This is a genomic window from Streptomyces sp. NPDC059169 (genome assembly GCF_042755225.1).
Taxonomy (GTDB): Bacteria; Actinomycetota; Actinomycetes; order Streptomycetales; family Streptomycetaceae; genus Streptomyces.
In genome coordinates, this window is record NZ_JBHZCF010000001.1 from 190,759 (window position 1) to 214,981 (window position 24,223).

Annotated in this window: 25 protein-coding genes; 13 read left to right on the top strand and 12 right to left on the bottom strand. The window is 70.5% G+C overall.

Going from position 1 to position 24,223, the window contains the following annotated elements; translation table 11 throughout:
• Window positions 1–506: 506 nt before the first annotated feature.
• The 3 genes from htpG to ACFXOM_RS00815 form a co-directional block, all read right to left on the bottom strand.
• Entirely contained in the window at window positions 507–2,408 is a 1,902-nt protein-coding gene (htpG, locus tag ACFXOM_RS00805) for a molecular chaperone HtpG (protein WP_385036677.1), read from the bottom strand.
• 260 nt (window positions 2,409–2,668) lie between these two features.
• Window positions 2,669–3,955 carry a DUF3152 domain-containing protein gene (locus ACFXOM_RS00810; RefSeq protein ID WP_384931906.1) on the bottom strand — a complete coding sequence of 429 codons (1,287 nt, stop codon included), beginning with the start codon at window positions 3,953–3,955 and terminating at the stop codon, window positions 2,669–2,671.
• Between the two features lie 8 nt (window positions 3,956–3,963).
• Entirely contained in the window at window positions 3,964–4,923 is a 960-nt protein-coding gene (locus ACFXOM_RS00815; protein ID WP_385036679.1) for an alpha/beta fold hydrolase, read from the bottom strand.
• 141 nt (window positions 4,924–5,064) lie between these two features.
• Here ACFXOM_RS00815 and ACFXOM_RS00820 point away from each other — a divergent pair, with 141 nt between their 5' ends.
• The 4 genes from ACFXOM_RS00820 to ACFXOM_RS00835 all read left to right on the top strand — a co-directional run bounded on the left by ACFXOM_RS00820 (window position 5,065) and on the right by ACFXOM_RS00835 (window position 6,925).
• Window positions 5,065–5,307, top strand: a complete 243-nt coding sequence (locus tag ACFXOM_RS00820) for a hypothetical protein (RefSeq protein WP_384931912.1) — start codon at window positions 5,065–5,067, stop codon at window positions 5,305–5,307.
• A gap of 163 nt (window positions 5,308–5,470) precedes the next feature.
• Window positions 5,471–6,136 carry a TetR/AcrR family transcriptional regulator gene (locus tag ACFXOM_RS00825; RefSeq protein ID WP_384931915.1) on the top strand — a complete coding sequence of 222 codons (666 nt, stop codon included), beginning with the start codon at window positions 5,471–5,473 and terminating at the stop codon, window positions 6,134–6,136.
• A 119-nt stretch (window positions 6,137–6,255) separates the two neighbouring features.
• On the top strand, window positions 6,256–6,483 hold the full coding sequence (locus ACFXOM_RS00830) for a DUF3107 domain-containing protein (RefSeq protein WP_384931918.1): 228 nt from the start codon (window positions 6,256–6,258) through the stop codon (window positions 6,481–6,483).
• Between the two features lie 172 nt (window positions 6,484–6,655).
• Entirely contained in the window at window positions 6,656–6,925 is a 270-nt protein-coding gene (locus ACFXOM_RS00835; protein WP_384931921.1) for a hypothetical protein, read from the top strand.
• 49 nt (window positions 6,926–6,974) lie between these two features.
• Here ACFXOM_RS00835 and ACFXOM_RS00840 read toward each other — a convergent pair whose 3' ends face one another.
• Complete coding sequence (locus ACFXOM_RS00840; protein WP_384931923.1) at window positions 6,975–7,724, bottom strand: ferritin-like fold-containing protein; 750 nt, start codon at window positions 7,722–7,724, stop codon at window positions 6,975–6,977.
• A gap of 457 nt (window positions 7,725–8,181) precedes the next feature.
• Between ACFXOM_RS00840 and ACFXOM_RS00845 the strand changes: the two genes are divergently transcribed.
• On the top strand, window positions 8,182–9,774 hold the full coding sequence (locus tag ACFXOM_RS00845; RefSeq protein WP_385036681.1) for a DEAD/DEAH box helicase: 1,593 nt from the start codon (window positions 8,182–8,184) through the stop codon (window positions 9,772–9,774).
• Between the two features lie 111 nt (window positions 9,775–9,885).
• Window positions 9,886–10,731, top strand: coding sequence for an alpha/beta fold hydrolase (locus tag ACFXOM_RS00850; RefSeq protein WP_384931928.1), 846 nt, complete (start codon window positions 9,886–9,888; stop codon window positions 10,729–10,731).
• Here the strand turns inward: ACFXOM_RS00850 and ACFXOM_RS00855 are convergent.
• Entirely contained in the window at window positions 10,722–11,618 is an 897-nt protein-coding gene (locus ACFXOM_RS00855) for an NYN domain-containing protein (protein ID WP_384931931.1), read from the bottom strand. The two genes, ACFXOM_RS00850 and ACFXOM_RS00855, sit on opposite strands and share 10 nt — an antisense overlap.
• A gap of 138 nt (window positions 11,619–11,756) precedes the next feature.
• Between ACFXOM_RS00855 and ACFXOM_RS00860 the strand changes: the two genes are divergently transcribed.
• Window positions 11,757–11,909 (top strand): hypothetical protein, encoded by a 153-nt coding sequence (locus ACFXOM_RS00860; RefSeq protein ID WP_384931934.1) that lies wholly within the window; start codon window positions 11,757–11,759, stop codon window positions 11,907–11,909.
• Window positions 11,910–11,973: 64 nt separating this feature from the next.
• Here the strand turns inward: ACFXOM_RS00860 and ACFXOM_RS00865 are convergent, their stop codons facing one another.
• The 3 genes from ACFXOM_RS00865 to ACFXOM_RS00875 form a co-directional block, all read right to left on the bottom strand.
• Window positions 11,974–12,579, bottom strand: a complete 606-nt coding sequence (locus ACFXOM_RS00865) for a MarC family protein (RefSeq protein ID WP_384948482.1) — start codon at window positions 12,577–12,579, stop codon at window positions 11,974–11,976.
• A 111-nt stretch (window positions 12,580–12,690) separates the two neighbouring features.
• Window positions 12,691–13,557 (bottom strand): PHP domain-containing protein, encoded by an 867-nt coding sequence (locus ACFXOM_RS00870; protein ID WP_385036683.1) that lies wholly within the window; start codon window positions 13,555–13,557, stop codon window positions 12,691–12,693.
• 240 nt (window positions 13,558–13,797) lie between these two features.
• Window positions 13,798–14,436 carry a DUF6758 family protein gene (locus ACFXOM_RS00875; RefSeq protein ID WP_384931943.1) on the bottom strand — a complete coding sequence of 213 codons (639 nt, stop codon included), beginning with the start codon at window positions 14,434–14,436 and terminating at the stop codon, window positions 13,798–13,800.
• Between the two features lie 172 nt (window positions 14,437–14,608).
• Here ACFXOM_RS00875 and ACFXOM_RS00880 point away from each other — a divergent pair, with 172 nt between their 5' ends.
• Entirely contained in the window at window positions 14,609–15,859 is a 1,251-nt protein-coding gene (locus tag ACFXOM_RS00880) for an MFS transporter (RefSeq protein ID WP_385036684.1), read from the top strand.
• Window positions 15,860–15,980: 121 nt separating this feature from the next.
• Here the strand turns inward: ACFXOM_RS00880 and ACFXOM_RS00885 are convergent, their stop codons facing one another.
• Window positions 15,981–16,565 (bottom strand): suppressor of fused domain protein, encoded by a 585-nt coding sequence (locus tag ACFXOM_RS00885; protein WP_384931948.1) that lies wholly within the window; start codon window positions 16,563–16,565, stop codon window positions 15,981–15,983.
• Window positions 16,566–17,016: 451 nt separating this feature from the next.
• Between ACFXOM_RS00885 and ACFXOM_RS00890 the strand changes: the two genes are divergently transcribed.
• Together ACFXOM_RS00890 and ACFXOM_RS00895 are read left to right on the top strand one after the other, a co-directional pair.
• The gene (locus tag ACFXOM_RS00890; RefSeq protein ID WP_385036686.1) at window positions 17,017–18,132 is read left to right on the top strand and encodes a magnesium and cobalt transport protein CorA; all 1,116 of its coding nucleotides are present in this window, start codon (window positions 17,017–17,019) and stop codon (window positions 18,130–18,132) included.
• 13 nt (window positions 18,133–18,145) lie between these two features.
• Window positions 18,146–18,736 (top strand): hypothetical protein, encoded by a 591-nt coding sequence (locus tag ACFXOM_RS00895; protein WP_384931954.1) that lies wholly within the window; start codon window positions 18,146–18,148, stop codon window positions 18,734–18,736.
• 35 nt (window positions 18,737–18,771) lie between these two features.
• Here ACFXOM_RS00895 and ACFXOM_RS00900 read toward each other — a convergent pair whose 3' ends face one another.
• A complete protein-coding gene (locus ACFXOM_RS00900) occupies window positions 18,772–19,551 on the bottom strand; it encodes a hypothetical protein (protein ID WP_384931955.1) in 780 nt (259 codons plus the stop codon).
• A gap of 192 nt (window positions 19,552–19,743) precedes the next feature.
• Here ACFXOM_RS00900 and ACFXOM_RS00905 point away from each other — a divergent pair, with 192 nt between their 5' ends.
• Genes ACFXOM_RS00905 through ACFXOM_RS00915 form a run of 3 tightly spaced genes read left to right on the top strand, consistent with a single transcriptional unit; the run spans window position 19,744 to window position 22,787 of the window.
• Window positions 19,744–21,012: a magnesium transporter MgtE N-terminal domain-containing protein gene (locus tag ACFXOM_RS00905; protein ID WP_385036688.1), complete on the top strand. Its 1,269-nt coding sequence runs from the start codon at window positions 19,744–19,746 to the stop codon at window positions 21,010–21,012.
• Window positions 21,005–21,610, top strand: a complete 606-nt coding sequence (locus tag ACFXOM_RS00910) for a DUF1003 domain-containing protein (protein ID WP_385036690.1) — start codon at window positions 21,005–21,007, stop codon at window positions 21,608–21,610. Before ACFXOM_RS00905 ends, ACFXOM_RS00910 begins: the two co-directional genes overlap by 8 nt.
• Before the next feature lie 43 nt (window positions 21,611–21,653).
• A complete protein-coding gene (locus ACFXOM_RS00915) occupies window positions 21,654–22,787 on the top strand; it encodes an Mrp/NBP35 family ATP-binding protein (protein ID WP_384931961.1) in 1,134 nt (377 codons plus the stop codon).
• A 72-nt stretch (window positions 22,788–22,859) separates the two neighbouring features.
• Here ACFXOM_RS00915 and ACFXOM_RS00920 read toward each other — a convergent pair whose 3' ends face one another.
• Both ACFXOM_RS00920 and ACFXOM_RS00925 read right to left on the bottom strand, forming a co-directional pair.
• Window positions 22,860–23,516 (bottom strand): hypothetical protein, encoded by a 657-nt coding sequence (locus ACFXOM_RS00920; RefSeq protein WP_384931963.1) that lies wholly within the window; start codon window positions 23,514–23,516, stop codon window positions 22,860–22,862.
• Between the two features lie 138 nt (window positions 23,517–23,654).
• Window positions 23,655–24,116 carry a sec-independent translocase gene (locus tag ACFXOM_RS00925; RefSeq protein WP_384931966.1) on the bottom strand — a complete coding sequence of 154 codons (462 nt, stop codon included), beginning with the start codon at window positions 24,114–24,116 and terminating at the stop codon, window positions 23,655–23,657.
• Window positions 24,117–24,223 lie beyond the last annotated feature (107 nt).

Consider the following 24,223-nt stretch of genomic DNA (forward strand, 5'->3'; position numbering starts at 1 on the left):
CCTCGGGTTTTTGGGGGGGGGGAGGTGCCTCGGGGGTGGGGGGGGGGGGGGGGGAAGGGACGGGGGGGGAGGGGGGGGGGGGGTGGTGGTTGTTCCCCCCCCCCCCCACCGGAAGGGGTGAATGCACGTAACTTTCGCGCTCTCGTAGCGTTCGGTCGCGCTACAAGCGGGTTCCCTTACGTTCCGTCAAGCCGCGGGAGGTTCCGACCCGCGGCTCGTGAGCCTGCTCGCACGCCCCCGGCGCGTCACGTGCGCGAGGGACACACCCCGTGCAGCGGGGTCCACGGGACGGCGCGAGCGGGCGCACGCCTCCCGGCCCGCGCCGCATCGGCCCGGTGCCGGCGACGCCTGCGGCGGGGTCGGGTCACCTGCCCGCACGCGTCCCCCCGAAGGGCGCCGACCCCACCCCGGTGCCGGCGCCCGCGACCGTGCGCGGCTCGTGACCCGGGGCGTGCCGGAGCTGCCCCGGGCCGGGGGTCACTCCTGCGCCGCGGGGCCGGAGGGGCTCAGAGGGTGCGCTCCAGGCGATCCGCCACGACCTTCACGAAGCGCGCCGGGTCGGCGGGCCTGCCACCCTCGGCCAGCAGGGCCAGGGAGTAGAGCAGTTCGGCGGTCTCGGTGAGGCCGGACCGGTCCTCGCGCTCCCCGTACGCCTGGTTCAGTCCCTTCACCAGTTGGTGGTCGGGGTTGAGTTCGAGGATCCGCTTGTTGCGCGGCACCTCCTGCCCCATGGCCCGGTACATGTTCTCCAACGCGGGCGTCAGGTCGTGGGCGTCCGCGACGACGCAGGCCGGCGACACCGTCAGGCGGGACGACAGGCGTACTTCCTTGACGTCCTCGTCGAGCTGCTCCTTCATCCAACCGAGCAGGCCCGCGTACTCCTCCGCCTGCTTCTCCCGTTCGCCCTCGGACTTCCCGTCCTCGTGCGCACCGAGATCGATCTCGCCCTTGGCGATGGACTGCAGCCGCTTGCCCTCGAACTCGCCCACCGCGTCGACCCACACCTCGTCGACGGGGTCCGTGAGCAGCAGGACCTCGATGCCCCGCTCCCGGAACGCCTCCATGTGCGGGGAGTTGTCGATGCTCTGCCGGGACTCGCCGGTGATGTAGTAGATGTCCTCCTGCCCGTCGCGCATCCGCTCCACGTACTGCTTCAGCGTGACCGTGCCGTCCTCGTCGTGCGTGGTCGCGAACGACGACACCGCGAGAACGGCGTCGCGGTTGTCGGCGTCGGTGACCAGCCCCTCCTTCACCACCGCGCCGAACTCCCGCCAGAACGTGGCGTAGCGCTCGGCGTCGTCGGCCAACATGCCCTTGACCGACGACAGCACCTTCTTCGTCAGCCGTCGCTGCATCATGCGGATGTGCCGGTCCTGCTGGAGGATCTCCCGGGACACGTTCAGCGAGAGGTCCTGCGCGTCCACCACTCCCTTGACGAAGCGGAGGTAGGGCGGCAGCAGCTCTTCGCAGTCGTCCATGATGAACACGCGCTTCACGTAGAGCTGCACCCCGCGCTTGAAGTCCTGCGTGAACAGGTCGTGCGGGGCGTGCGACGGGATGAACAGCAGGGCCTGGTACTCGAAGGTCCCCTCGGCCTGCAGCTGGACGGTCTCCAGCGGGTCGCGCCAGTCGTGGCTGATGTGCTTGTACAGCTCGTGGTACTCGTCCTCGGACACCTCGCTGCGGGAACGGGCCCACAGCGCCTTCATCGAGTTCAGCGTCTCGGGTTCGGCCGCCGCTTCCCCCTCGTTCCCCGGCTGGCCGACCAGCCTGACCGGCCAGGTGATGAAGTCCGAGTAACGCTTGACGATCTCCTTGATCTTCCAGGGCGAGGTGTAGTCGTGCATCTGGTCGTCGGCATCGGCCGGCTTGAGGTGCAGCGTGACCGAGGTGCCCTGCGGCGCGCCGTCGACCTCCTCCAGGGTGTACGTGCCCTCGCCTCGGGACGTCCAGCGGGTGCCCTTCCCCTCGCCCGCGCGCCGCGTCACGAGGGTGACCTCGTCCGCCACCATGAAGCCGGAGTAGAAGCCGACGCCGAACTGACCGATCAGTCCCTCTGCACCGGCCGCGTCCTTCGCCTCCCGCAACTCACGGAGGAATTCCGCCGTACCCGAGTTGGCGATGGTGCCGATGAGCTGCCCGACCTCGTCGTACGACATCCCGATGCCGTTGTCTCGCACCGTGAGCGTGCGGGCGTCCTCATCGATCTCGATCTCGACGTGCAGGTCGGAGACGTCGGCGTCGAGTGAGTCGTCCCGCAGTGCGGCAAGACGCAGCTTGTCCAGCGCGTCGGAGGCATTGGAGACGAGCTCACGGAGGAAGACGTCCTTGTTCGAGTAGATCGAGTGGATCATCAACTGGAGCAGCTGACGGGCCTCTACCTGGAACTCAAACGTTTCTGTCGGCATGGTTCGCGATTACCTCACTTGGTCCGTTGATCGCCGGTCATCGGCACAGTCACTCTAATAAGAGCGTAGAAAGCCGACGTCGGATGCACGAAAACCCCCAGGATCGTGCAGGGCAGGAACCCCTGCCGCAGCGCGGAAGGCGCCCCGGCGCCGGCGGGTCGCGTCCCTCCCCGCCGCGGGCGACTGCCGGAGCCGTACGCACCGCAGACCCAACGCTCGGCCGGTCGGGAGACGGCCCCGCCCACCGAGGTGGTCACGACTCAATCGCCGGGGTGCGCCCACGGATTGATGCGGCACTTGATGCCGTCGATGTTGAGCGACTTGGTCTGCTGCTGCATCACGGGGGCGAGCGCGCCGGCCGTCCTGCAGTTCACGTGGCCGTGCCCGAGACGGTGTCCGACCTCGTGGTTGATGAGCATCTGGCGGTACGGGAGCATCTGCTTGGCCCCGTAGCTCGCCGCTCCCTGCGCCCAGCGGTACGCGTTGATCATCACGCGCTCGGTGTCGGCGGAGTTACAGGACACGTTGTCGACGCTGGTGTCCAGTTCGGACTTCGCGCACCAGATGTGGGTGGTCGCGGGACTGGCCAGGGTGATCACGAACTCGGGCTCTCCCGAGGAGATCCGTTCGAAGGTCATCGCGCCGCCGTGCGCCCAGCTCCGCTCGTCGTTGAGCGTCTGCTGAACGGCCTGCGCGAACAGCTTCCCGTCCAGGCCGAGGCCCTGCTCCACGTCCACCCGGTAGCGGACTTTCCTGCCCTTACCGGGAGCCTTGTCGAAACCCGCAACGGCGTCGAACGTGCCGGGACCTTTGAGCTTGGGGTTCAAGGGGAACTGCCGGGTCATCAACTGGGCGTACGTGAGTGGCGCGGCCGGAGCCGGCCGGGGCGGGACGCCCCGCTGGTCGGAACGTGACGCGGTGCCGCCGTCGGTTCCCCGGTCCGCCTCGCCCGCGGCTTGCTCGGCGGGTGCATCGGTATCGGTGCCGGTGACCTGCCCGGCCACGACCACCGCGAGCACGGTGGTCACGGCGGCGGCCGCGATCCCGGTGATCGTACGGCCCTTGCCCGTCCTTCCGGAGGCTTCGCCTGACGGCGCGGACTCCGTGTCCTCGCCCTCACGCCGCCCCCGTTCGCCGGTGGTCTTGTCGAAGGCTTCGACGAACTCGCGCCGCGGACCGGGGATCCTGGCCCCGGCACCGATCGGCGGGCCCTGGCGCGAGGGCTGCGCAACCGGCGGGCGCGGGTCGGTGGTGGTGGCGGCGTTGCCGTGCGGGGCACCCTGCCAGTCCCCGTAGCGCTGTGTGGTCCGCTGAACGCCCCACCCCCCGCCCGCTTCGTGCTGCTCGGGATGCCCGCCGCGGACCTGCGGAACGCCGTGTGCCGGGGTGCCGTACCCGGAGGCGCTCGCGTGCTGGTCCGTGCCCGCGGCGGGGCGGCGCCGGCGACCGGTGCCCGGACCGGGACCGGCCGCTGCCGTGGCGTCGGCGGTGGCGCTCCCGGTATCGGAGGCCCTGGGTGCGGGGCCCTTGCGGCTGTGTCGTCCCACGCGCCCGATCAGCTCCTGCCAATGTCGTCGACCAAATCCCGTACGGCCTCGGCGACCGTCTCCGGGTACTCCATCATGGCGACGTGCCCGGCGTCCGGAAGAGTCAGCAACCGTGATGCGCGGAACGCCGCGGCAGCCTTGCCCGCCATCCGGTACGCGACGAGTTGGTCGCGGCCCCCGTAGACCAGCAGGGTGGGCGCGAGCACCCGCTCGGCCTGCCGCCACAGCCCGTGCTGCCCGCCGAGCGTGTACGCATCGACGACTCCGCGCGCCGAACGCGTCATCGCGTCCCAGAAGTACGGCAGCTCGAGACGCCGCTCCATCTCTTCCACGGCGTGCAGGAAGGCCTGGTCGGTGACGCGGCCCGGATCTCCGTAACAGAGGGCCAGCACCCCGCGCACCCGCATCTCGGGCGTCCAGTCCTTCGTCAGTCGCCGCAGCAACGGCGCGGCACCCGGCAGGGCCATCGCGGCGGTGGGCCAGGCGCTGCGCTGTGCGCGGAGCTCGGGGAGGGCCGGGGAGACCAGGGTGAGGGTGCGCACCAGGTCGGGGCGCACGGCGGCGACGCGCGTGCTGACGGCTCCGCCCAGCGAGTTCGCGATCAGGTGGACCGGGCCGCGCCCGCGCGCGTCGAGCAGTCTGATGACGGCCCGCGCGTGGGCGGTGACCGAGTAGTCGCCGTCGTCGGGCGGCGGCGAGTCCCCGAAGCCGGGCAGGTCGACGGCTTCCCCGTCCACCGTGTCCTCGAGGTGGCGCATCAGCGCCGTCCAGTTCTGCGAGGAGCCGCCGAGCCCGTGGACGAAGAGGGCCGGCGGCAGTCCGGAGCTCGCCGGGGGCCGGGCACGCACGGTGAGCGTCAGACCGGGAAGCGCGACGGAACGCAGCTCCTCGCCCTCGGCGACCCGCACGGCACGGATCCGCGGGGCCAGTGCGGCAGCGCGGGTTCCCGGCAGCTCGGTCGAAGACATGGGGGCAATGTTACGAGACGATCACGCGACGTTTCCTGTGTTCGCGGTCACAGATCGCATAGCGTCGGGCCCTGCTTGCTTCTAGGCTCTCCATAGGGGTAGTCGCCCCCAGGTCCCGTGCTGTACACGGAAGGGATCAAAATGGCTGTCGACCCGACCGACCCGGAGACGTTCGCAGAAGACGACCAGGGCCGGTCCATCGTGCTCGAGGAACTGGACGAGCTCGACGAGGAGACTCCGGAGGCAGACGCCGCGGAGCAGCACACCGAGCTGCAACAGCGCAGCGACGAGCCGCTCACCCGTATCAATCCGACCGCGGCGAACGAGGCGGACGCGGTGGAGCAGGCGCGCGTGGTAGCCCTCGACGAGGACGACTATCGCTGAATTGTTCGCATCTGCAGGTCCCCCGGCTACCGCAGGCGTCCGGTACGTGAAATTCTGCGCTCGCACCGCGCACTCCTCGGTTACCCGAAAGTACGATGGCGGGCGCGAGTGCACAGGACGCGCACGCAACACTGTGCTTGTGACATCGAACGTGGGAGGCGGCGTGACAGCCATCGAGCAGACAGAGGCGGCGCGCCCGAGGGGCACGCGCCTGCCGCGCCGTGCCCGACGCAATCAGCTCCTGGGCGCGGCCCAAGAGGTGTTTGTCGCGCAGGGCTACCACTCGGCGGCGATGGACGACATCGCCGAGCGCGCCGGTGTCAGCAAGCCGGTGCTGTACCAGCACTTCCCCGGGAAGCTGGAGCTGTACCTGGCGCTCCTGGACCAGCACTGCGAGTCGCTGCTGCAGGCCGTGCGCACGGCGCTGGCCTCGACGACGGACAACAAGCTCAGGGTCGCCGCGACCATGGACGCGTACTTCGCGTACGTGGAGGACGAGGGTGGTGCGTTCCGCCTGGTCTTCGAGTCGGACCTGACGAACGAGCCGGCGGTGCGCGAGCGGGTCGAGCGGGTCTCCCTCCAGTGCGCTGAGGCGATCTCCGAGGTGATCGAGGAGGACACCGGGCTGTCCAGCGACGAGTCCATGCTGCTCGCCGTCGGGCTGGGCGGGGTGTCGCAGGTGGTGGCCAGGTACTGGCTCTCCAGCGGGTCCGTGATCCCGCGGGAGAAGGCGGTGCAGCTGCTCACGTCGCTGGCGTGGCGGGGCATCGCCGGTTTCCCGCTGCACTCGGGCGAGGGCCAGGGCGAGGGCGGTGGCGAGGGCCGCTGAGCGCTGTGTTCGCTGCTGGCGTGCACGGTGGGACCGTGTGACGTCCCCTCACCGGGCTAATGTGTGCTGCGTACCGCGCGGGTGACCGCGCATCGCTGACCGTTCGGAGGGACATAGCCGTGGAGGTCAAGATCGGCGTGCAGCACGCGCCCCGGGAGATCGTTCTGGAGTGCGGCCAGACCGCCGAGGACGTCGAGCGCGCGGTTGCCGACGCGTTGGCGGGCAAGGCGGCGCTGCTCGCCCTGACGGACGACAAGGGCCGCAAGGTGCTGGTACCGGCGGACCGCATCGCGTACGTCGAGATCGGCGAGCCGGCCACGCGCCGCGTGGGCTTCGGCACCGTCTGACGACGCACGTGGAAGGGCCCGGCAGCATGGCAAGAGTTGCGCTGCCGGGCCCTTCCACGTGCGTACGGCCGTGCCACCGGCACCTGCTGTGGCCAGGGTTGCACCCGGGTGGCTCCGGGTAGGACGGGCTACGACCCGATTTGCCCGCCCGGCGTCCGTGAGGTGATCCGTGGTGATCCTGGAAGCACTCGGCTCCGTCCTGCTCGGATGCGCAATGGCCTGGGCAGCCGCGCGACGGTTTCCGGACCGCCTCCCGGCCACCCGCCTCGTGTATGCGACCGGTGCGCTGGGTGCCCTCTTCGGCGCCGGTCTGACGAACGCCGCGCTCGGCCCCGGCCATGCGCTCGGCACGTTGATCGGCGCCCTCGCCGTCGGAGCGGTCACGCTGTCGTTGCTGGTCCGCCCCACACCCCGGCGACTGCGCCGATCAGCCGTCGTCTGAGCTCACCGCCGGCCGGTAGCCCCGTGCGGGCCCGCCGACCCGCCGTCCGTCACGCCGCCAGCCCCAGGGCGGCCATCCGCCTCGTGTGCGCCTTGGTGATGCGGGTGAACATCTCACCGACCGCCGCGAGGTCGAAGCCGTCCGCGACCCCGCCGACGAGCATGGTGGACAGTGCGTCCCGCTCCGCGACGACCCGCTGGGCCTGGGACAACGCCTCCCCCATAAGCCGGCGGGCCCAGAGCGCGAGCCGACCGCCCACCCGTGGCTCCGCCTCGATGGCGGCGCGCACCTTCTCCACGGCGAAGTTGCCGTGGCCCGTGTCGTCGAGCACCGAGAGCACCAGGTCACGGGTGTCGGAGTCCAGCCGTACCGCGACCTCCCGGTAGAAGTCGCTGGCGATCGAGTCGCCGACGTAGGCCTTGACGAGGCCCTCGAGCCAGTCGGACGGTGCGGTCTGGCGGTGGAACTCGTCCAGGGCCGCCGCGAACGGCTCCATGGCCTTGGTCGGCTCCTCGCCAATCGCGGCCAGCCGGTCCCGCAGCTGCTCGAAGTGGTGGAACTCGGCGGAGGCCATCTTCGCCAGCTCCGCCTTGTCGGCCAGCGTGGGTGCCAGCTTCGCGTCCTCGGCGAGCCTCTCGAAGGCGGCCAGCTCCCCGTAGGCGAGGGCTCCGAGGAGGTCCACTACGGCAGCGCGGTACTGGGGTTCGGCGGAGGCCGCCGCCCAGTCCTGGGCGGCGATCCCGGTGAGTTCTTCGGCTGCGTCGGCGGTGGGCGGGGTGGCGTTGTCAGGCGTCTCCATGGAGCGCACAATAGCCCGCCGGTCGCACCGCGGAAGTGCCTGGTCAGCACCTGCCGCGACACGGTTCCCGGGAATTCGGCCAACACAGATGCGCGAATCCGGGGTACAGTGGTATTAAGCCTGCCGGATATCTCGGCGGGCCCTCTGAATGAGGATGCCCGGTCGGTGGCCCGATCGGCTCCGACCCGACAGCCCTCCGTGCGCTTTGCCACGAGAGGGGCCCTCAGCGGCACGAGCGCTCGAGCGACGGCAGTGGTCCCGCGCCTTCCGGCCAATCCACGGCCGGTCCAGTACCCAGGTGTGGTAAGACCCCCAGCGTTCGCCTCGCGCCGCGTCTCACAGAAGAGGCAACACCCTGACTACGCAGGCCAAAACTTTCCGAGAGCTCGGGATCCTTCCCGAGACCGCCGAGGCCCTCGAAGCCGTCGGCATCACCAGTCCCTTCCCGATCCAGGAGATGACCCTCCCGGTCGCCCTCTCCGGCACCGACGTCATCGGCCAGGCCAAGACCGGCACCGGCAAGACCCTCGGCTTCGGTCTTCCGCTGCTGGAGCGCGTCACCGTGCCCGCGGACGTCGAGGCCGGCCGCGCCACGCCCGAGCAGCTGACGGACGCGCCGCAGGCGCTCGTGGTCGTCCCCACCCGCGAGCTGTGCACCCAGGTCACCAATGACCTGCTGACCGCCGGCAAGGTGCGCAACGTCCGCGTGCTCGCGATCTACGGCGGTCGTGCGTACGAACCGCAGGTCGAGGCCCTCAAGAAGGGCGTGGACGTCGTGGTGGGCACGCCCGGCCGTCTGCTGGACCTCGCCGGCCAGAAGAAGCTGAACCTGTCCCACGTCAAGGCCCTCGTCCTCGACGAGGCGGACGAGATGCTCGACCTGGGCTTCCTGCCGGACGTCGAGAAGATCATCCAGCTTCTCCCGGTGAGGCGCCAGACCATGCTGTTCTCGGCCACCATGCCGGGTGCGGTGATCGGTCTCGCCCGCCGCTACATGTCGCAGCCCACCCACATCCGTGCGACGGCACCCGACGACCAGGGCGCGACCGTCGCGAACATCACCCAGCGCGTGTACCGGGCGCACTCGATGGACAAGCCCGAGATGGTCGCGAGGATGCTGCAGGCCGAGGACCGCGGTCTGGCGATGATCTTCTGTCGCACCAAGCGTACGGCCGCTGACATCGCGGACCAGCTCGCCCGCCGCGGCTTCGCCTCGGGCGCGGTCCACGGCGACCTCGGCCAGGGGGCGCGTGAGCAGGCGCTCCGTGCGTTCCGCAACGGCAAGGTGGACGTGCTCGTCTGCACCGATGTCGCGGCGCGCGGCATCGACGTCGAGGGCGTCACGCACGTGATCAACTACCAGTCGCCCGAGGACGAGAAGACGTACCTCCACCGCATCGGCCGTACCGGCCGCGCAGGGGCGTCCGGCACGGCGGTGACGCTGGTCGACTGGGACGACATCCCGCGCTGGCAGCTGATCAACAAGGCGCTTGACCTGGACTTCAACGACCCGGTCGAGACCTACTCGACGTCCGCCCACCTCTTCGAGGAGCTGGGGATCCCCGAGGGCACCAAGGGCGTCCTCCCGCGTGCCGAGCGCACCCGTGCGGGCCTCGACGCGGAGGAGCTGGAGGACCTCGGCGAGCCGGGCGGCCGTGGTGCCCGGTCCGCGCGCGGCAAGACGGAGGAGCCGCCGGCCCGTACGCGTACGCCGCGCCAGCGACGCCGCACCCGCGGTGGGGCCCCCGTGGCCGAGGGCGAGACCGCGGCCGAGCAGGCCGTGGGGACGGTGGAGGAGACGCGCGCCCCGCGTCGTCGTCGCCGCACCCGGGCGGGCGTCGCCGACACCGCGACCGCAGTCGAGACCACGACGGCAGTCGAGACCGAGCCGGCCCCGCAGGACACCGCTCAGGACGAGCCCGCCAAGCCCCGCCGACGCCGCACCCGCGCCGCCGCACCCAAGAGCGAGGCCGCAGCCGAGGTCGCAACGGAGGAGCCCACCAAGCCCCGCCGCCGCACCCGCGCCAAGACCGCCCAGCCGGAGGCGTGATCCTGCGCTGAGGGCCCGTCACCCCCGCCCGGGGTGACGGGCTCCAGTCGTTGTGTTCGTCAACGGCACCCGCACGGGCCGCCGGACGTGGGCGACCGTTAGCCTCGTCCCATGAGTCGGCCGCCCACCTTCATTCCCCCAGCCTGCGCCCGGAGCCGCATGCTCCGCACTGCCCGCGGAGAGTTCGCCGTTCTGGACGCGACCCCCTCCGGGGCCGCGCCCCGCGGAACCGCGATGCTCCTGCCCGGGTACACCGGCAGCAAGGAGGACTTCATCGCGATGCTGGAACCGCTCGCCTCGGCCGGCTTCCGGGCCGTCGCGGTCGACGGGCGGGGGCAGTACGAGAGCAGCGGCCCGGACGACCAGGCGGCCTACGCGCAGTCCGAGTTGGCGAGGGACGTGCTCGCCCAGGCGGCGGCCGTCGGCGACGGCCCGGTCCACCTCGTCGGGCATTCGATGGGCGGTCAGGTCGCCCGCGCCGCGGTGCTCCTCGATGCCCGTCCCTTCCTGTCGCTCACCCTGATGTCCTCCGGACCGGCCAGGATCGCCCCGGATCAGCGGCACAAGGTCGAGCTGTTGGGCGATGCCCTCGCGGTGATGGACATGGGGCAGGTGTGGGAGGCGATGCGAGCGTTCGACCCGCCGGAGGAGGCCGACCACGACGGTGAGTCCCTGCGGCGCCGCTGGATACGGCACAACCCGGCGCAGTTGCTGGCCACGGGCCGCCAGCTGACCGTGGAACCGGATCGCGTGGACGAACTCGCCGCGCTGGGTCCGCTGCCCACGCACGTGCTGTCCGGTGAGCGGGACGACACCTGGCCGGTGCCGCTGCTCGACGAGATGGCGGTGCGGCTGGGCGCGCACCGCACGGTCGTCGACGGCGCGGAGCACTCGCCGAACACCGACCGCCCGGTGGAGACCGCTGCGGCGCTGGTCGCCTTCTGGGATCAGAACTGACCCTGGAGGTGCTGCCAGAACCCGTCCCGCAGGGCCCGGCGCAGGTGGGCATAGCCGCGCAGCGAGTGGCCCAGCAGCTTCTCGGCCTCGATGAGCAGGTCCTGGTCCACCGACCCCGGTAGATAGGGGTGGCCGGGCATCAGCTCCAGCATCTGCTCACCGCCGCGCTCGACCAGCCAGGTGGCGGCGATCTGGGCGCCGACGAAGCGGACGTCCTCACGGGACGGCGGAGGGCTGTCGTCCTCGTAGGTGGTCACGGGCCGCCGCGTCACATAGGGACGGCAGAACTCGAGGTCGAAGGTGCGCTGGCTGTCGACCTCCCACAGCAGGGGTTCGGCCTGGTTGCGCCCCTCGGCCGCCTCGATCCCCCACAGGTGGACGCGGGCGCCGTAGCCCTGGGCCGCCTCCACGGCGGGGACGAGGTCCTCGTCCCCGCCGACGAGTGCCGCGTCGCTGATCGCCCGGTGGCGGGCCAGGGACTCCAGGTCCGAGCGGATCAGGGAGTCGACGCCCTTCTGCTGGTTGTTGGCGTTCAGGTTGCCCAGCCGCACCTTGACGTCGGGCAGCTCTGCTATGGACTGCTGCTCGGGGGTGTGGATGCGGCGCCGTGCCCCGTCGTACCAGTACACCCGCAGCAGCCGGCTGTCGGCGAAGATCGTGCGGGCCGTGTCGATGAACGCTTCGATGAGCCCTTCGGCGTCGAGGTCGAAGGAGCGCCGGTCTTCGGTGCCCGCAACAAGCAACCCCGCCGCAGCATAGACGTAACCGGCGTCGACGAAGATGGCATGTGTGGACGGGGTCTTCGCGACCTCGGCGAGCATGCGCCGGAGCAGCTCGTTGGTGCGCTCCAGACGGGCGCTGATCTCGGTGAGCTCTGAGTCGTTCATGTCGACCTCATTGTGAGCGGGCCGTGACGTACTCGCCAGTAGTTAGCCATCCAAAAAATTTCCTTAGCGTAGGGAATGTTTGTACCGAGCATCCCGTTGAACACCTTGACAGCCAGCCGGACCGAGGGGAGCCCTTTCATGCGCTTCGAGATCATGCGACTCGACGACATCGACGGCAACGCCGTGGACAGCACCGTCGTGGACGCCGCCTCCGTCAACCGGATGGTGCAACAGGCCGCCGCGATCGGCCAGCGCATCTACATCCGACCGGCCGAGACCTCCGCTGCCTGAGCGCGGAAGCAGCACGCCCCCGTACGGAACGCTCCGTACGGGGGCGTCGTGTTGACCGGGGCGGTCAGGAGCCCTGGATCACCTGCGTGATGCCGTTGATGATCTGCTGGACGGCGATGGCCGAGAGCATCATGCCGGCGAGCCGGGTCACCAGGACAACGCCGCCGTCCTTGATCACACGGATGATCAGGAGCGAGTAGCGCATCGTCAGCCACAGGACAACGTGCATCGCGACGATCGCGACCCACACCGCGACCTGCGCCGCGGCTCCCTGCGCGTGCTGCACCGCCAGGATGACCGAGACGATCGCCCCGGGGCCGGCCAGCAGCGGCATACCCAGCGGGACGAGCGCCACGTTGACGTCCTTCGTCTGCTTGGGCTCGTCGGTCTTGCCGGTCAGCAGATCGAGCGCGATCAACAGCAGCAGGAGGCCACCGGCGATCATCAGCGCCGGTACCGAGACGTGCAGGTACGCGAGGATCTGCTGGCCGAGGATTCCGAAGACGGTGATCACTCCGAGGGCCACGGCGACTGCCTGCCAGGCCATCCGGCGCTGGACCTTGGCGGGGCGGCCCGAGGTGAGGGCGAGGAAGATCGGGGTGATCCCGGGGGGATCCATGATCACAAAGAGGGTGAGGAACAGGGAGCCGAAGACGGCGAAGTCGAACACGGTGAGGCCTTGCAGGGTGTCGGGGTGTCGGGGTGTCGGGGCCGCGGACGTCGCGGCGCGCACAGGAGCGTCCGGCACGGGACGTACCGCGGGGGAATGCGTGTGACGGGGCTAGCGGCGGGGCGCTCCACCCGTGCCCGGGACGGGGAACGCGCCGGTCGCACGGCGGGTGATCTCCCCGTAGACCTCCGGGTCGGTCGTGAACTGACCGAGGCGGCAGGTCTTGCGGCTGCCGTGGTAGTCGCTGGATCCGGTGGCCAGCAGGCCGAGCTCGCCGGCGAGCCCGCGCAACCGGGCCCGGGTCGGCTCGTCGTGGTCCATGTGGTCGACCTCGATGCCGTCGAGGCCGCTCGCGGCGAGTTCGGCTATCGCCGTCTCGGGCACGGTCCTCCCCCGCTTGATCGCCGCGGGATGGGCGAAGACCGTGACGCCGCCGGCGGCCTTGACCAGTCGGACGGCCGTGAACGGGTCGAGTTCGTGCTTCGCGACGTACGCCCGACCGCCGTCCGCGAGCCACTCGGGGGTGAAGGCCGCAGAGACGTCGGGCACCACGCCGAGCTCGACGAGTGCGGAGGCGACGTGCGGTCGACCCACCGATCCGTCCCCCGCGATGGCCGCCACCCGCGACCACTCGATCGGTACGCCCAGCTCCCGGAGCTTGGCCACCATGGCCCGCGCGCGCGGCACCCGGTCGTCCCGCACCAGCTCGCGCTCGCGGGCGAGCTCGGATTCCTCGGGGTCGAAGAGGTACGCCAGGAGGTGCAGGCTCACTCCGTCCAGACGGCAGGAGAGCTCGGCGCCGGTGACCAGGGTGAGGCCGTCGGGGAGGGCCGCGATCGCCTCGGCGTGACCACCCACGGTGTCGTGGTCGGTCAGCGCGACGACGTCCAGTCCGGCATCGGCCGCCTTGCGGACCAGCTCGGCCGGGGTGTCCGTACCGTCGGATGCCGTGGAGTGGGTGTGCAGGTCGATGCGCACGGCACGGGGCTCCGGGGCTCGCGGACGGACGGGGTGACGCTCCATCGTAGCGGGGCCGGCCCTACGGCCCGGAACTGCGCGGCACGTGAGCGCGGTCACGTGCGGCGCCGGCGGATCGGCGGAACGCGGGTACCGGCGAGGCTCCGGGCACCGCGCCACCAGGACGGTGCCCCACACCGTCGCGAGCCCCGGAGCGATCGGCCGGTGTCGCCACGCCACGCTCACCGCACGGGATCGGCCTCAGGACAACAGGCGCGGCGACAGGGCCCCGCACGGCAGCAGTTCCACCTCGGAGCCTGCTTCCCGCAGATCCGTCAGTATCAACTCGTCGTACATCAACAGCCCCGTCGACTCGGGCCAGACGATGGCCCACAGCCACAGCCCCCGCGCCTCGCCCGCGAAGACCGCCCGGTCCTCCGGGGCGTCGTCCACGTGCCACAGCGGTGTGGGGCGCCCGGCGGCGAGGACCTTGGCCTGTGGTGACGTGTCGACGGTCATGTGCGGCCCCGGGTCGGGCCCGTCGATCCCCGCGTAGCGGGCGCCGAGGCCGACCCCGAGCTCCTCGGCCACGAGCAGCAATTCCCCCACGCCACCCAACGGGCCGGGCCCCGAGCAGGCGACCGCGGTGGCACGGCCGCCACTGCGGTCGTCGCCGGCGTAGGCGACCCCGGTGAAGAGCCAGCCGACGGGGAGTGGCCAGGGCATCCAGACGGGGACCTTGGCACGCGCCACGACCACGCTGAGGGCCTCGACGCTCGGCGGGATCACGGGTTGCAGCGGGTGCACGGAACCGTGCACGTCGCACTGCCAGGTGTCGGCGAAGAGTCCGGGCGCCCTGACCCGGCCACCACACTTCGGGCAACTGGGTTCGCCCCTCATAGCGCTCAACGGTCCTACCCGCTCGGCGTCCCGTCAAGGACGATCACGTGTCCGGCACGGCGGTTTCACCCGGCCTCACCAGGGAAAATTAGATGCATCTTGCATTCATTAGCCTCTCTAACTTAGTCTTTGCATGTCACAACTACCTTGTCGGAGCAGGGGAGGAGCTTCCATGCGCGGAGAGGATCCGTTCGACGGGGAGACCGGCCGGGCAGGAACGGTCGGGAGCATCGGGCGCCAGCCGAAGGCCGTCTGGGCCACGGCCGGCGCGGCCGTCGTGGCCTTCATGGGCATCGGACTGGTCGACCCGATCCTGCCGTCCATCGCCAGGGGCCTCGAGGCCACGCCGAGTCAGGTCTCGTTGCTCTTCACCTCGTACTTCCTGATCACCGCGGTGGCGATGCTGGTCACCGGATTCGTCTCGAGCCGCATCGGCGGCCGTAGGACGCTGCTCGCCGGGCTCGCCCTGGTCGTCGTCTTCGCCGCGCTCTCCGGCGCGTCCGACTCGGTCGGCGAACTCGTCGGCTTCCGGGCGGGCTGGGGCCTCGGGAACGCGCTCTTCGTCTCCACCTCACTCGCCGTCATCGTCGGCGCGGCAGCAGGCGGGAGCGCTGCGGCGATCCTGCTGTACGAATCGGCACTCGGTCTGGGCATGGCCTGCGGACCGCTGCTGGGGGCCCTGCTCGGCGATGCCAGTTGGCGCTACCCGTTCTTCGGCACCGCAGCACTGATGGCCGTCGGCTTCCTGTGCATCGCCGTCTTCCTCGGCGAACAGCCGAAGCCCGTACGGAAGACATCGCTGCTCGACCCGCTGAAGGCCCTCGGACACGGCGGACTTGCGTCCGCCGCCGCCTCGGCGTTCTTCTACAACTACGCGTTCTTCACCGTGCTGGCCTTCACCCCGTTCGTCCTGGACATGACGCCGTACCGATCGGGAGCGGTCTTCTTCGCCTGGGGCGTCCTGCTCGCGGTCTTCTCGGTGCTCGTCGCACCGCGGCTACAGCGGCGGTACGGCTCGCTCGTGGTACTGGGGGGCTCGCTGGTGCTGCTGGCGGCGGACGTGGTGGTACTCGGCTACGGCGACCACGTCACCGCCGTCGCCTGCACGGTGGCGTCCGGAGCCTTCATCGGAGTGAACAACACGGTCTTCACGGAGCTCGCGCTCGGCGTCTCGGACGCCCCGCGCCCGGTGGCCAGTGCGGGCTACAACTTCGTCCGCTGGTTCGCCGCGGCCGCCGCCCCTTTTCTCGCGCCGAAGATCGAGGAGTGGAGCGACGTCCGCATGCCCTTCGTGGTCGCGGGCGTCGCGGCGGTCGCCGGCGCGGCCGTCATCTGGGTGCGGCGGACGTCGCTCGCCCACGAGGCGGCACAGCCTGGACCGGTCCGCGCCGTGCCGGACGCGGCGGCGGTCTTCGCCGACTGAGGCGACGCAGCCGAACGGCCACCGACCCGCCGAACAGGCCGCGCGGCGCGCTCGATCCTGCGGCGCAGGAACGACGTCGGTCAACGCGGCCATGAGATAGGTCACTTCACGTCCGGTGACATCACGTCAGCGGTACGGACCTGCGCAGCGGATCGCGAAGGTCCGTACCGTGCGTCAGCCATCGCTCCTGGAGCTTGGCCGCACCGTGCACCCGCTTCCAGGCGGCCTCGTTCGGCGTCATGGGGAGCACGGGGAGGAAGTGGACCGGATCCATCGGCTCGTCCAGGACGAGGTCCTCGACCAGCCCTCCCGGTTCGGCGACCAGGACCGAGGAGAACGGCGCCGACGGCCACAGCGGCCCACCGAGGTCCACGGAGTTGCCCGGCGCCACGACCACGCCCTCCACCTGCGGGGACGAAGCAACAACGGCGAGCGGGCGGAGCACCTTGTCGGTGTCCGCGAGCCCCGCGCGCACCGACAGCAGAAGCTCCGCTCGCGGCCCCTTGACCGGGTCGGCGAGCAGGTCCTTGGGATCGGTCATCGGCTGGGCGGACATGCCGAGCGTCGCGTACCTGACGACGTCACCGTCGACGAACCGCAGCACCTCGATCCGGTCCGTACCGAGAAAGGTGACCGCGGCGCGCGCGTCGGGCTCACCGAGCGCGGTACGCAACCGGGCCTCGACCAGAGCAAGAATTTCTCCCATCCAGCGAGCATAGATCGCCTCAGGAGCGGGCAAAGAAAGAGATTGACCCTCAGTCGGCTGATAGGCTTGGCCGCCTGTTCGGGGCAAAACACGGAGACGGGGCTCCTCAGCAGCGGCTGAAGGTGCCACTCCCGGGTCCCGATCGACACGACATCCCCTACGGGGGACCGGCCGGAGGAGGTGGGGCTGCGATGGATCGAAGTCGACCGTGCAGTACCAACCGCTCTTCCGCGCATCTCCTTCCTACGGTTCGCTGAGGGTCCTCCACACCGTCAGTTCCACGGCACCGCGCATGACGGAAGAGCACGTCATCCCTCTGCCTGACTGTCTGTAGCGAACGCCGTCACCGCGTCCCGCGGTGCCGCCCGCTTTGCGGACGTATCGATATAACGTCCCCATTCCGGGCTGCGCCACGCCCCGCACCGGCGGCCTCTCCGTGAAGGAGCCTGCCATGTCGATGATCCGTGACCTGCGCGAAGCCGTCCGCCCGTCGCTGCGCAGGACCGACAGCGCCTACTGCTCGTACGACACGACCCGCGACCCTTCGGCCTCCAGCGCCGTCGTCGATTGCGCCGTCTACCGGGACGGCCGCCGGCTGAAGGAGGAAGGCTGCCTCACGCCGCGCGAGGCGATGCTGCGCGTGCGCGAGGGCGGTGGCTTCGCCTGGATCGGCCTGCACGAGCCGACCGAGGAGGAGTTCTCCGGCATCGCCGCGGAATTCGGCCTGCACCCGCTCGCGGTCGAGGACGCCGTGCACGCCCACCAGCGGCCCAAGCTCGAGCGGTACGACGAGACGCTGTTCACCGTCTTCAAGACCATCCACTACGTCGACCACACCGAACTGACCGCCACCAGCGAGGTCGTGGAGACCGGCGAGGTGATGTGCTTCACCGGGGCCGACTTCGTGATCACCGTGCGGCACGGCGGGCAGGGCTCGCTGCGCAACCTCCGCCACCGGCTGCAGGACGAACCGGAACTGCTCGCCAAGGGCCCTTCCGCCGTCCTCCACGCCATCGCGGACCACGTCGTCGACGGCTACATCGCGGTCGCGGACGCCGTCCAGGTCGACATCGACGAGATCGAGATCGACGTCTTCTCGGCCCCCGCGAAGGGCAGCACCCGAGGCACGGACACCGGCCGCATCTACCAGCTCAAGCGCAAGGTGCTCGAGTTCAAGCGGGCCGTGACCCCGCTGCTGCGGCCCATGCAACTGCTGAGCGAGCGCCCCACGCGGCTGGTCGACCCGGACATCCAGAAGTACTTCCGCGACGTCGCCGACCACCTGGCCCGGGTGCAGGAACAGGTCGTCGGCTTCGACGAGCTGCTGAACTCGATCCTCCAGGCGAACCTGGCCCAGGCGACGGTCGCGCAGAACGAGGACATGCGCAAGATCACCTCGTGGGCCGCGATCATCGCCGTTCCGACGGCGGTCTGCGGGATCTACGGAATGAACTTCGACCACATGCCCGAGCTCCACTGGCGTTACGGCTATCCGATGGTGCTCGCGGGAATCGTGGGGATGTGTCTCACGATCCACCGCACGCTGAAGCGCAACGGCTGGCTCTAATAGGCTGCGGGGCATGAACGACGCTTCTCCTCGTCCCGCCGGTGACACCCCGCTGATCCGCCAGGCCCTCGTCGAGGAGGCCACCAAGAAGTCCGGCTTGGTCTGGGTCCGTGGCACCGCGCCCGCCCGGCCCTCGCAGGGACGCCGTCCCGCATCGGCGGCAGCGACCGGGGACGGGACCCGTCCGCTGTGGCACGCGTGGCACGAGGGCGCCCTGCACGTCGTCGGCGACGGTCCCGGCGAGCAGGCGCTGCCCGGACTGGTCGACGGCGGCACCGCCGAGGTCACCGTGCGCAGCAAGGACAAGGGTGGCCGACTGGTGTCCTGGACTGCGGCGGTGACCGAGCTGGCTCCCGGATCGGAGTCGTGGGAGTCCGCCGTCGCCGAACTGAAGGGCAAACGGCTCAACGCCCCGGACGGCGAGCAGATGACCGAGCGCTGGGCCCGGGAGTGCCGGGTGCTGCGGCTGGAACCGCGCGAGGCTTCCACGGAGCACCCACAGGGGTCGCTCTCGGCGGTCCCTGCGGCCACCCCGGCGACGACGCGGCGTCCGGTCCCGGCAGCGCTCCCCCGGCTGTTGCGAAGGGGCCGCAAGCGCAGCTGATTCCGGCCGGCCGCCGCCGGGACTCCACAGTCCGCTCAGTCATCCCCGCGGGGCAGCTGGCGACCGTAGTCGACCGTCTCCTCCTTGGCCGGCGCCGCCAGCTCGAAGTCCTTGCCCCAGTCGGTCAGGGTGAGGGCGCCCGCGCCGCCCGCCCGGGCGAGCCGCAGCGGGTAGGGCGTCCCCTCCAGCGCGATGTCGAGCGTGCCGCCGTCGCCACCGCCCCCCATGATCTCGATGGTGCGCACTCCGCCGATGGTGTCCCGGCTGCCCTTGCTGAGCGTCCCGTGCAGCCCGAGCAATCCCTCCAGCAGCACGTTCTTGTCGGTGAAGCCACGCAACTGCTTGTACGACGGGTCGTCCTGGGGGACCTTCACGTACTTGTCGTCGAGCTTGTCGGCGGCCGTGAGGTCGTCCTTGCCGGGCGACGCCGACGTCCCCTTGCCGTCCGGGGCCGGATGGCTCCAGAAGCGCGCGTCGGCCTTGAGGTAGAGCGCGTCACCGATCCGCAGCAGTTCGAACGTGGAGTTCTTGGAGGTGACCGAGCCGGTCCCGCCGGCCTTCTTGAGCTGCATGTTGAGCTTGTACGAGCCGCCCTTGGAGACCAGCGTGCCGGCGAGTCGCACGGCGTCCGCCCCGTCGGCCGCCGCCTTGGCCTTCGCCTCGATCGCGGGCGCCTCCAGCTTGCCCACGCCGTTCGTCCCTTCGTCGGGGTCCTCCGCGCATCCGGCCAGGACCGCAACCAGCACCGCGGACAGGGCGAAGGGGAGTGCGGCCCGACGGGCCCGGGCGGCGGCGGCCGGGGGGAGAGCGGTCACAGGCACACTGCCTCTCGTACGCGTGGGGGTGGCAAGACCGCAGCGTACCCGGGGCCGTGGGCGGGTCCTGAGGGGAGCCGTCCGGGATTCCCCGCGGCAGCACCATGGAACGGTACGGGCTAGCCTGAAGCCGTTGAACAGCGGCATTTCCGGGCATGAGCGGGTTCCCGCGCGACATCGAGGAGGCGGAGCATGGCGGCAGGCGCCCCCCGGATCTTCGTCTCGCACCTCGCGGGCGTCCCGGTATTCGACCCCAACGGCGACCCGGTGGGCCGCGTCCGCGACCTCGTGGCCATCCTCCGCGTCGGCCGCCGTCCGCCCCGGCTCATCGGCATGGTCGTCGAGGTGCACGGACGCCGCCGTATCTTCCTCCCGATGACCCGGATCACGGGCGTCGAGTCCGGTCAGGTCATCACCACGGGTGTGGTGAACATGAGGCGTTTCGAGCAGCGGCCGACAGAACGGCTCGTCCTCGGTGAGCTGCTGGACCGACGCGTCCGCCTCGTGGAAACCGGTGAGGAGGCCACCGTCCTCGACGTGTCCGTGCGTCAGCTGCCGGCCCGCCGCGACTGGGAGATCGACAAGGCTTTCGTCCGCCGGGGCAAGGGCGGGGCCCTGCGGCGCAAGGGCGAGACACTGACCGTCGAGTGGTCGGCCGTCACCGGCTTCTCCCTGGAGGAGGACGGTCAGGGCGCGGAGAGCTTGGTGGCCACCTTCGAACGGCTGCGCCCCGCCGACCTCGCCAACGCGCTGCACCACCTCTCCCCCAAGCGGCGGGCCGAGGTCGCCGCCGCCCTGGACGACGACCGGCTCGCCGACGTCCTGGAGGAACTCCCCGAGGACGAACAGGTGGAGATCCTCGGCAAGCTCAAGGAGGAGCGCGCTGCGGATGTCTTGGAGGCCATGGACCCCGATGACGCGGCCGATCTGCTGTCCGGGCTACCGGAGGACGACAAGGAACGGCTGCTGACGCTCATGCGGCCGGACGACGCGGCCGACGTGCGCCGCCTGATGTCCTACGAGGAGCGCACCGCCGGCGGGCTGATGACCACGGAACCGATCGTGCTGCGGCCGGACGCGACCGTCGCGGACGCCCTCGCCCGGGTGCGGCAGCAAGACCTCTCGCCCGCGCTCGCGGCCCAGGTGTACGTGTGCCGTCCGCCGGACGAGACCCCCACCGGGAAGTACCTGGGCACGGTCCACTTCCAGCGGCTGCTGCGGGATCCGCCGTTCACCCTGGTCAGCTCGATCGTCGACAGCGACCTGCCACCGCTGGCGCCGGACACCCCGCTGCCCGCCGTCACCAGCTACCTGGCGGCGTACAACATGGTCGCTGCGCCGGTGGTGGACGACAGCGGGTCGTTGCTCGGCGCGGTGACCGTCGACGACGTCCTCGACCACCTGCTGCCGAACGACTGGCGCGAGGCCGAGTTCGAGGGGACGGGTTCGGCCCATGGGTAGCGACTACGGCCCCGTCGATCGCGGTGAACGCTCCGAGGGCAAGGAACGCAGTGTGGTGGAGAGCCGGCCACGGCCCCGGGTGCGCCTCGACATGCCGCGCGCACCCCGCCGGCGGCTGCTGCCGGAGTACGACCCGGAGGCCTTCGGCCGGCTCTCCGAGAAGATTGCCCGTTTCCTCGGCACCGGCAGGTTCATCGTCTGGATGACCCTGACGATCATCGTCTGGGTGCTGTGGAACATCTTCGCCCCGTCGCCGCTGCGCTTCGACGAGTACCCGTTCATCTTCCTGACGCTCGCGCTGTCGTTGCAGGCCTCGTACGCGGCGCCGCTGATCCTGCTGGCCCAGAACCGCCAGGACGACCGCGACCGGGTCAATCTGGAGCAGGACCGGGCGCAGAACGAGCGCTCGATCGCGGACACCGAGTATCTGACCCGGGAGATCGCGGCGCTGCGGATGGGCCTCGGGGAGGTCGCGACCCGTGACTGGATCCGCTCGGAGTTCGAGGACCTGCTGAAGGAGCTGGCCGACCGGCCGCACGCCCGGCAGCAGGTATTCCCGTCCGAACACTCACGCGGACGTGACGAAGGCGACCGATGACGGGGACCCCCGGGGCGGGATCCAGCGCCGTACCATCGTCCGTATGGTTACGGAAGACGCGGTGCGCGAAGCACTGGCGACGGTGAACGACCCCGAGATCAACAAGCCGATCACCGATCTCGGCATGGTCAAGTCAGTGGAGATCGGATCCGACGGCGCGGTTGCCGTCACGGTCTACCTCACCGTCTCCGGGTGCCCGATGCGCGACACCATCACCCAGCGTGTGACGGACGCGGTCTCCGGCATCGAGGGCGTGACCCGCGTCGACGTGTCCTTGGACGTGATGAGCGACGAGCAACGCCGGGAACTCGCGGCGTCGCTGCGCGGCACCACCGCCGAGCGCGAGGTGCCGTTCGCCAAGCCCGGCTCGCTGACCCGCGTGTACGCCGTGGCGTCCGGCAAGGGCGGAGTCGGGAAGTCCTCGGTGACCGTGAACCTGGCAGCTGCGATGGCCGCCGACGGTCTCAAGGTGGGTGTCGTGGACGCCGACATCTACGGGCACTCGGTCCCCAGGATGCTCGGTGCGGACGGCCGGCCCACCCAGGTCGAGAACATGATCATGCCGCCGTCGGCCAATGGTGTGAAGGTCATCTCCATCGGCATGTTCACCCCGGGCAACGCCCCGGTGGTGTGGCGCGGTCCGATGCTCCACCGCGCATTGCAACAGTTCCTCGCCGACGTCTACTGGGGCGACCTCGACGTCCTCCTGCTCGATCTCCCGCCCGGCACCGGCGACATCGCGATCTCCGTCGCCCAGCTCGTACCGAACGCGGAGATCCTCGTGGTCACCACCCCGCAGCAGGCGGCCGCCGAGGTCGCCGAGCGGGCCGGCTCCATCGCCGTCCAGACCCATCAGAAGATCGTCGGTGTCGTCGAGAACATGTCGGGCCTGCCGTGTCCGCACTGCGACGAGATGGTCGACGTCTTCGGAACGGGTGGCGGCCAGCAGGTCGCCGAGGGGCTGACGAGGACCACGGGCGCCACGGTGCCGGTGCTGGGCCAGATCCCGATCGACGTCCGGCTCCGCGAGGGTGGTGACGAGGGGAAGCCCGTCGTCATCACGGACCCCGACTCCCCCGCGGGCTCCGCGCTGCGCGCCATCGCCGGGAAGCTCGGCGGCCGCCAGCGGGGCCTCTCGGGCCTGTCGCTCGGCATCACGCCGCGCAACAAGTTCTGAGACGCGCCGCCCGCCGGCACGCAGACACCCGTGAGGGGCGTCCCCCCGGGGGGACGCCCCTCACGGGTGTCTTCAGGACGCGTACGCGCCGAGGTCACGCACCGCCGAGAAGCCCAGGCCGTACGCGCTCAACCCGCGACCGTACGCACCGATGTGCACCACGTTGGGCGCGGACCCGGCGAGTACCCATCCGAACTCGGACTCGCGGTAGTGGAACGGCATCGGCACCCCGTCGACCGGCAACGACAGCGTCGACCACGCTGAGCCGGACAGGTCGTCGGCCAGCTCGAAGGCGGTCTCGGTCTGCTGCTCCAGCCAGTCGTCCCGGAGCGAGTGGTCCAGTTGCGCGGGCCAGGTGTACGCCAGCAGTCCAGACCCGGCGAGCCACGCGGCCGAGGACACCGTCGTGGCCTCGATCACGCCGGTGCCGTCGCCGCTGCGCCGCACCGGGCTCGCGGCGACCGTCACGACCACCGCGAAGCGCTCCTTCTCGGCGCCGCCCGCATCGGACTTTATCGACGGCTCGTCACCATGGCCCATGGAACCGTGCTGTACGGTGCCGTCCGCATCGGCGCCGACCTGCATGAGCCAGCGCCGGCCGGTGAACGCCTCGTCCAACCCGTACCAGGGGAACGGCGCGCGCAGGTACTCGTCGACCGTACGCCGGGCCGCGGGCACCTCCTCGGCAGTGGGCCCGCTGTGCGCCCCTACCCGACTCGTCGTCTCCATCTACCCGGCCGCCTCCTTGGTCGCCACGGTCCGGAGCGGCCCGCCCCCCGCGGGCGTCCCTCGATTCCGGACAGATGGAGGATAGCTACCCGCGGCGGCTCGCAGGTGTCGACGCCGACGGGGAGCACTCGGTTGCGCTCAGGTGGCGTCCGCGTCGAACGGCGGGCGCTCCCCCTGCTGGAGGTTCTCGCGCTTCTTCAGCAGGTCGGGACCACCGCCCGGCAGACCGCTGCCGTGGCCTGCGACGCCACCGACGGCGGCCGGGACCCCACCGACGGGCTCCTTCCCGTTCACCGCGTCGGCGACCTCGTTGAGATCGTTCTTGAGGTCGAAGCTGCTGCGGATCTCCTTGAGGTCGTCGTTCTCGTTCAGCTGCTTGCGGATGAACGCCTTGGGATTGAGGTCCTCGAACTCGAAGTCCTTGAATTCAGGTCCCAGCTCGTTGCGGATGTCGTTCTTCGCGCTGTCGGAGAACTCCCGGATCTTGCGGATGAAACGCGAGACGTCCTGGATGACCTTGGGGAGCTTGTCCGGGCCGAAGACGAGCACGGCGAGGACCACGAGCGTCACCAGCTCCAGTGCGCCTATGTCATTGAACACCTTGCAGCTCCTCGTGTTCTCGTGCTCCGCGCCCGTCGCACCGGCATGCACGGGACCCGGTCAACGGTACCCGGGGTATCCGTCGTGACGGTACCGCCGGGGTGTCC

Bases quoted from the DNA above. Each gene is read 5' to 3' on its own strand.
- htpG (WP_385036677.1), bottom strand. From the start codon at position 2,408: ATGCCGACAGAAACGTTTGAGTTCCAGGTAGAGGCCCGTCAGCTGCTC.
- ACFXOM_RS00815 (WP_385036679.1), bottom strand. From the start codon at position 4,923: ATGTCTTCGACCGAGCTGCCGGGAACCCGCGCTGCCGCACTGGCCCCG.
- ACFXOM_RS00820 (WP_384931912.1), top strand. From the start codon at position 5,065: ATGGCTGTCGACCCGACCGACCCGGAGACGTTCGCAGAAGACGACCAG.
- ACFXOM_RS00840 (WP_384931923.1), bottom strand. From the start codon at position 7,724: ATGGAGACGCCTGACAACGCCACCCCGCCCACCGCCGACGCAGCCGAA.
- ACFXOM_RS00845 (WP_385036681.1), top strand. From the start codon at position 8,182: ATGACCCTCCCGGTCGCCCTCTCCGGCACCGACGTCATCGGCCAGGCC.
- ACFXOM_RS00850 (WP_384931928.1), top strand. From the start codon at position 9,886: ATGAGTCGGCCGCCCACCTTCATTCCCCCAGCCTGCGCCCGGAGCCGC.
- ACFXOM_RS00855 (WP_384931931.1), bottom strand. From the start codon at position 11,618: ATGAACGACTCAGAGCTCACCGAGATCAGCGCCCGTCTGGAGCGCACC.
- ACFXOM_RS00860 (WP_384931934.1), top strand. From the start codon at position 11,757: ATGCGCTTCGAGATCATGCGACTCGACGACATCGACGGCAACGCCGTG.
- ACFXOM_RS00875 (WP_384931943.1), bottom strand. From the start codon at position 14,436: ATGAGGGGCGAACCCAGTTGCCCGAAGTGTGGTGGCCGGGTCAGGGCG.
- ACFXOM_RS00880 (WP_385036684.1), top strand. From the start codon at position 14,609: ATGCGCGGAGAGGATCCGTTCGACGGGGAGACCGGCCGGGCAGGAACG.
- ACFXOM_RS00885 (WP_384931948.1), bottom strand. From the start codon at position 16,565: ATGGGAGAAATTCTTGCTCTGGTCGAGGCCCGGTTGCGTACCGCGCTC.
- ACFXOM_RS00890 (WP_385036686.1), top strand. From the start codon at position 17,017: ATGTCGATGATCCGTGACCTGCGCGAAGCCGTCCGCCCGTCGCTGCGC.
- ACFXOM_RS00895 (WP_384931954.1), top strand. From the start codon at position 18,146: ATGAACGACGCTTCTCCTCGTCCCGCCGGTGACACCCCGCTGATCCGC.
- ACFXOM_RS00905 (WP_385036688.1), top strand. From the start codon at position 19,744: ATGGCGGCAGGCGCCCCCCGGATCTTCGTCTCGCACCTCGCGGGCGTC.
- ACFXOM_RS00910 (WP_385036690.1), top strand. From the start codon at position 21,005: ATGGGTAGCGACTACGGCCCCGTCGATCGCGGTGAACGCTCCGAGGGC.
- ACFXOM_RS00915 (WP_384931961.1), top strand. From the start codon at position 21,654: ATGGTTACGGAAGACGCGGTGCGCGAAGCACTGGCGACGGTGAACGAC.
- ACFXOM_RS00920 (WP_384931963.1), bottom strand. From the start codon at position 23,516: ATGGAGACGACGAGTCGGGTAGGGGCGCACAGCGGGCCCACTGCCGAG.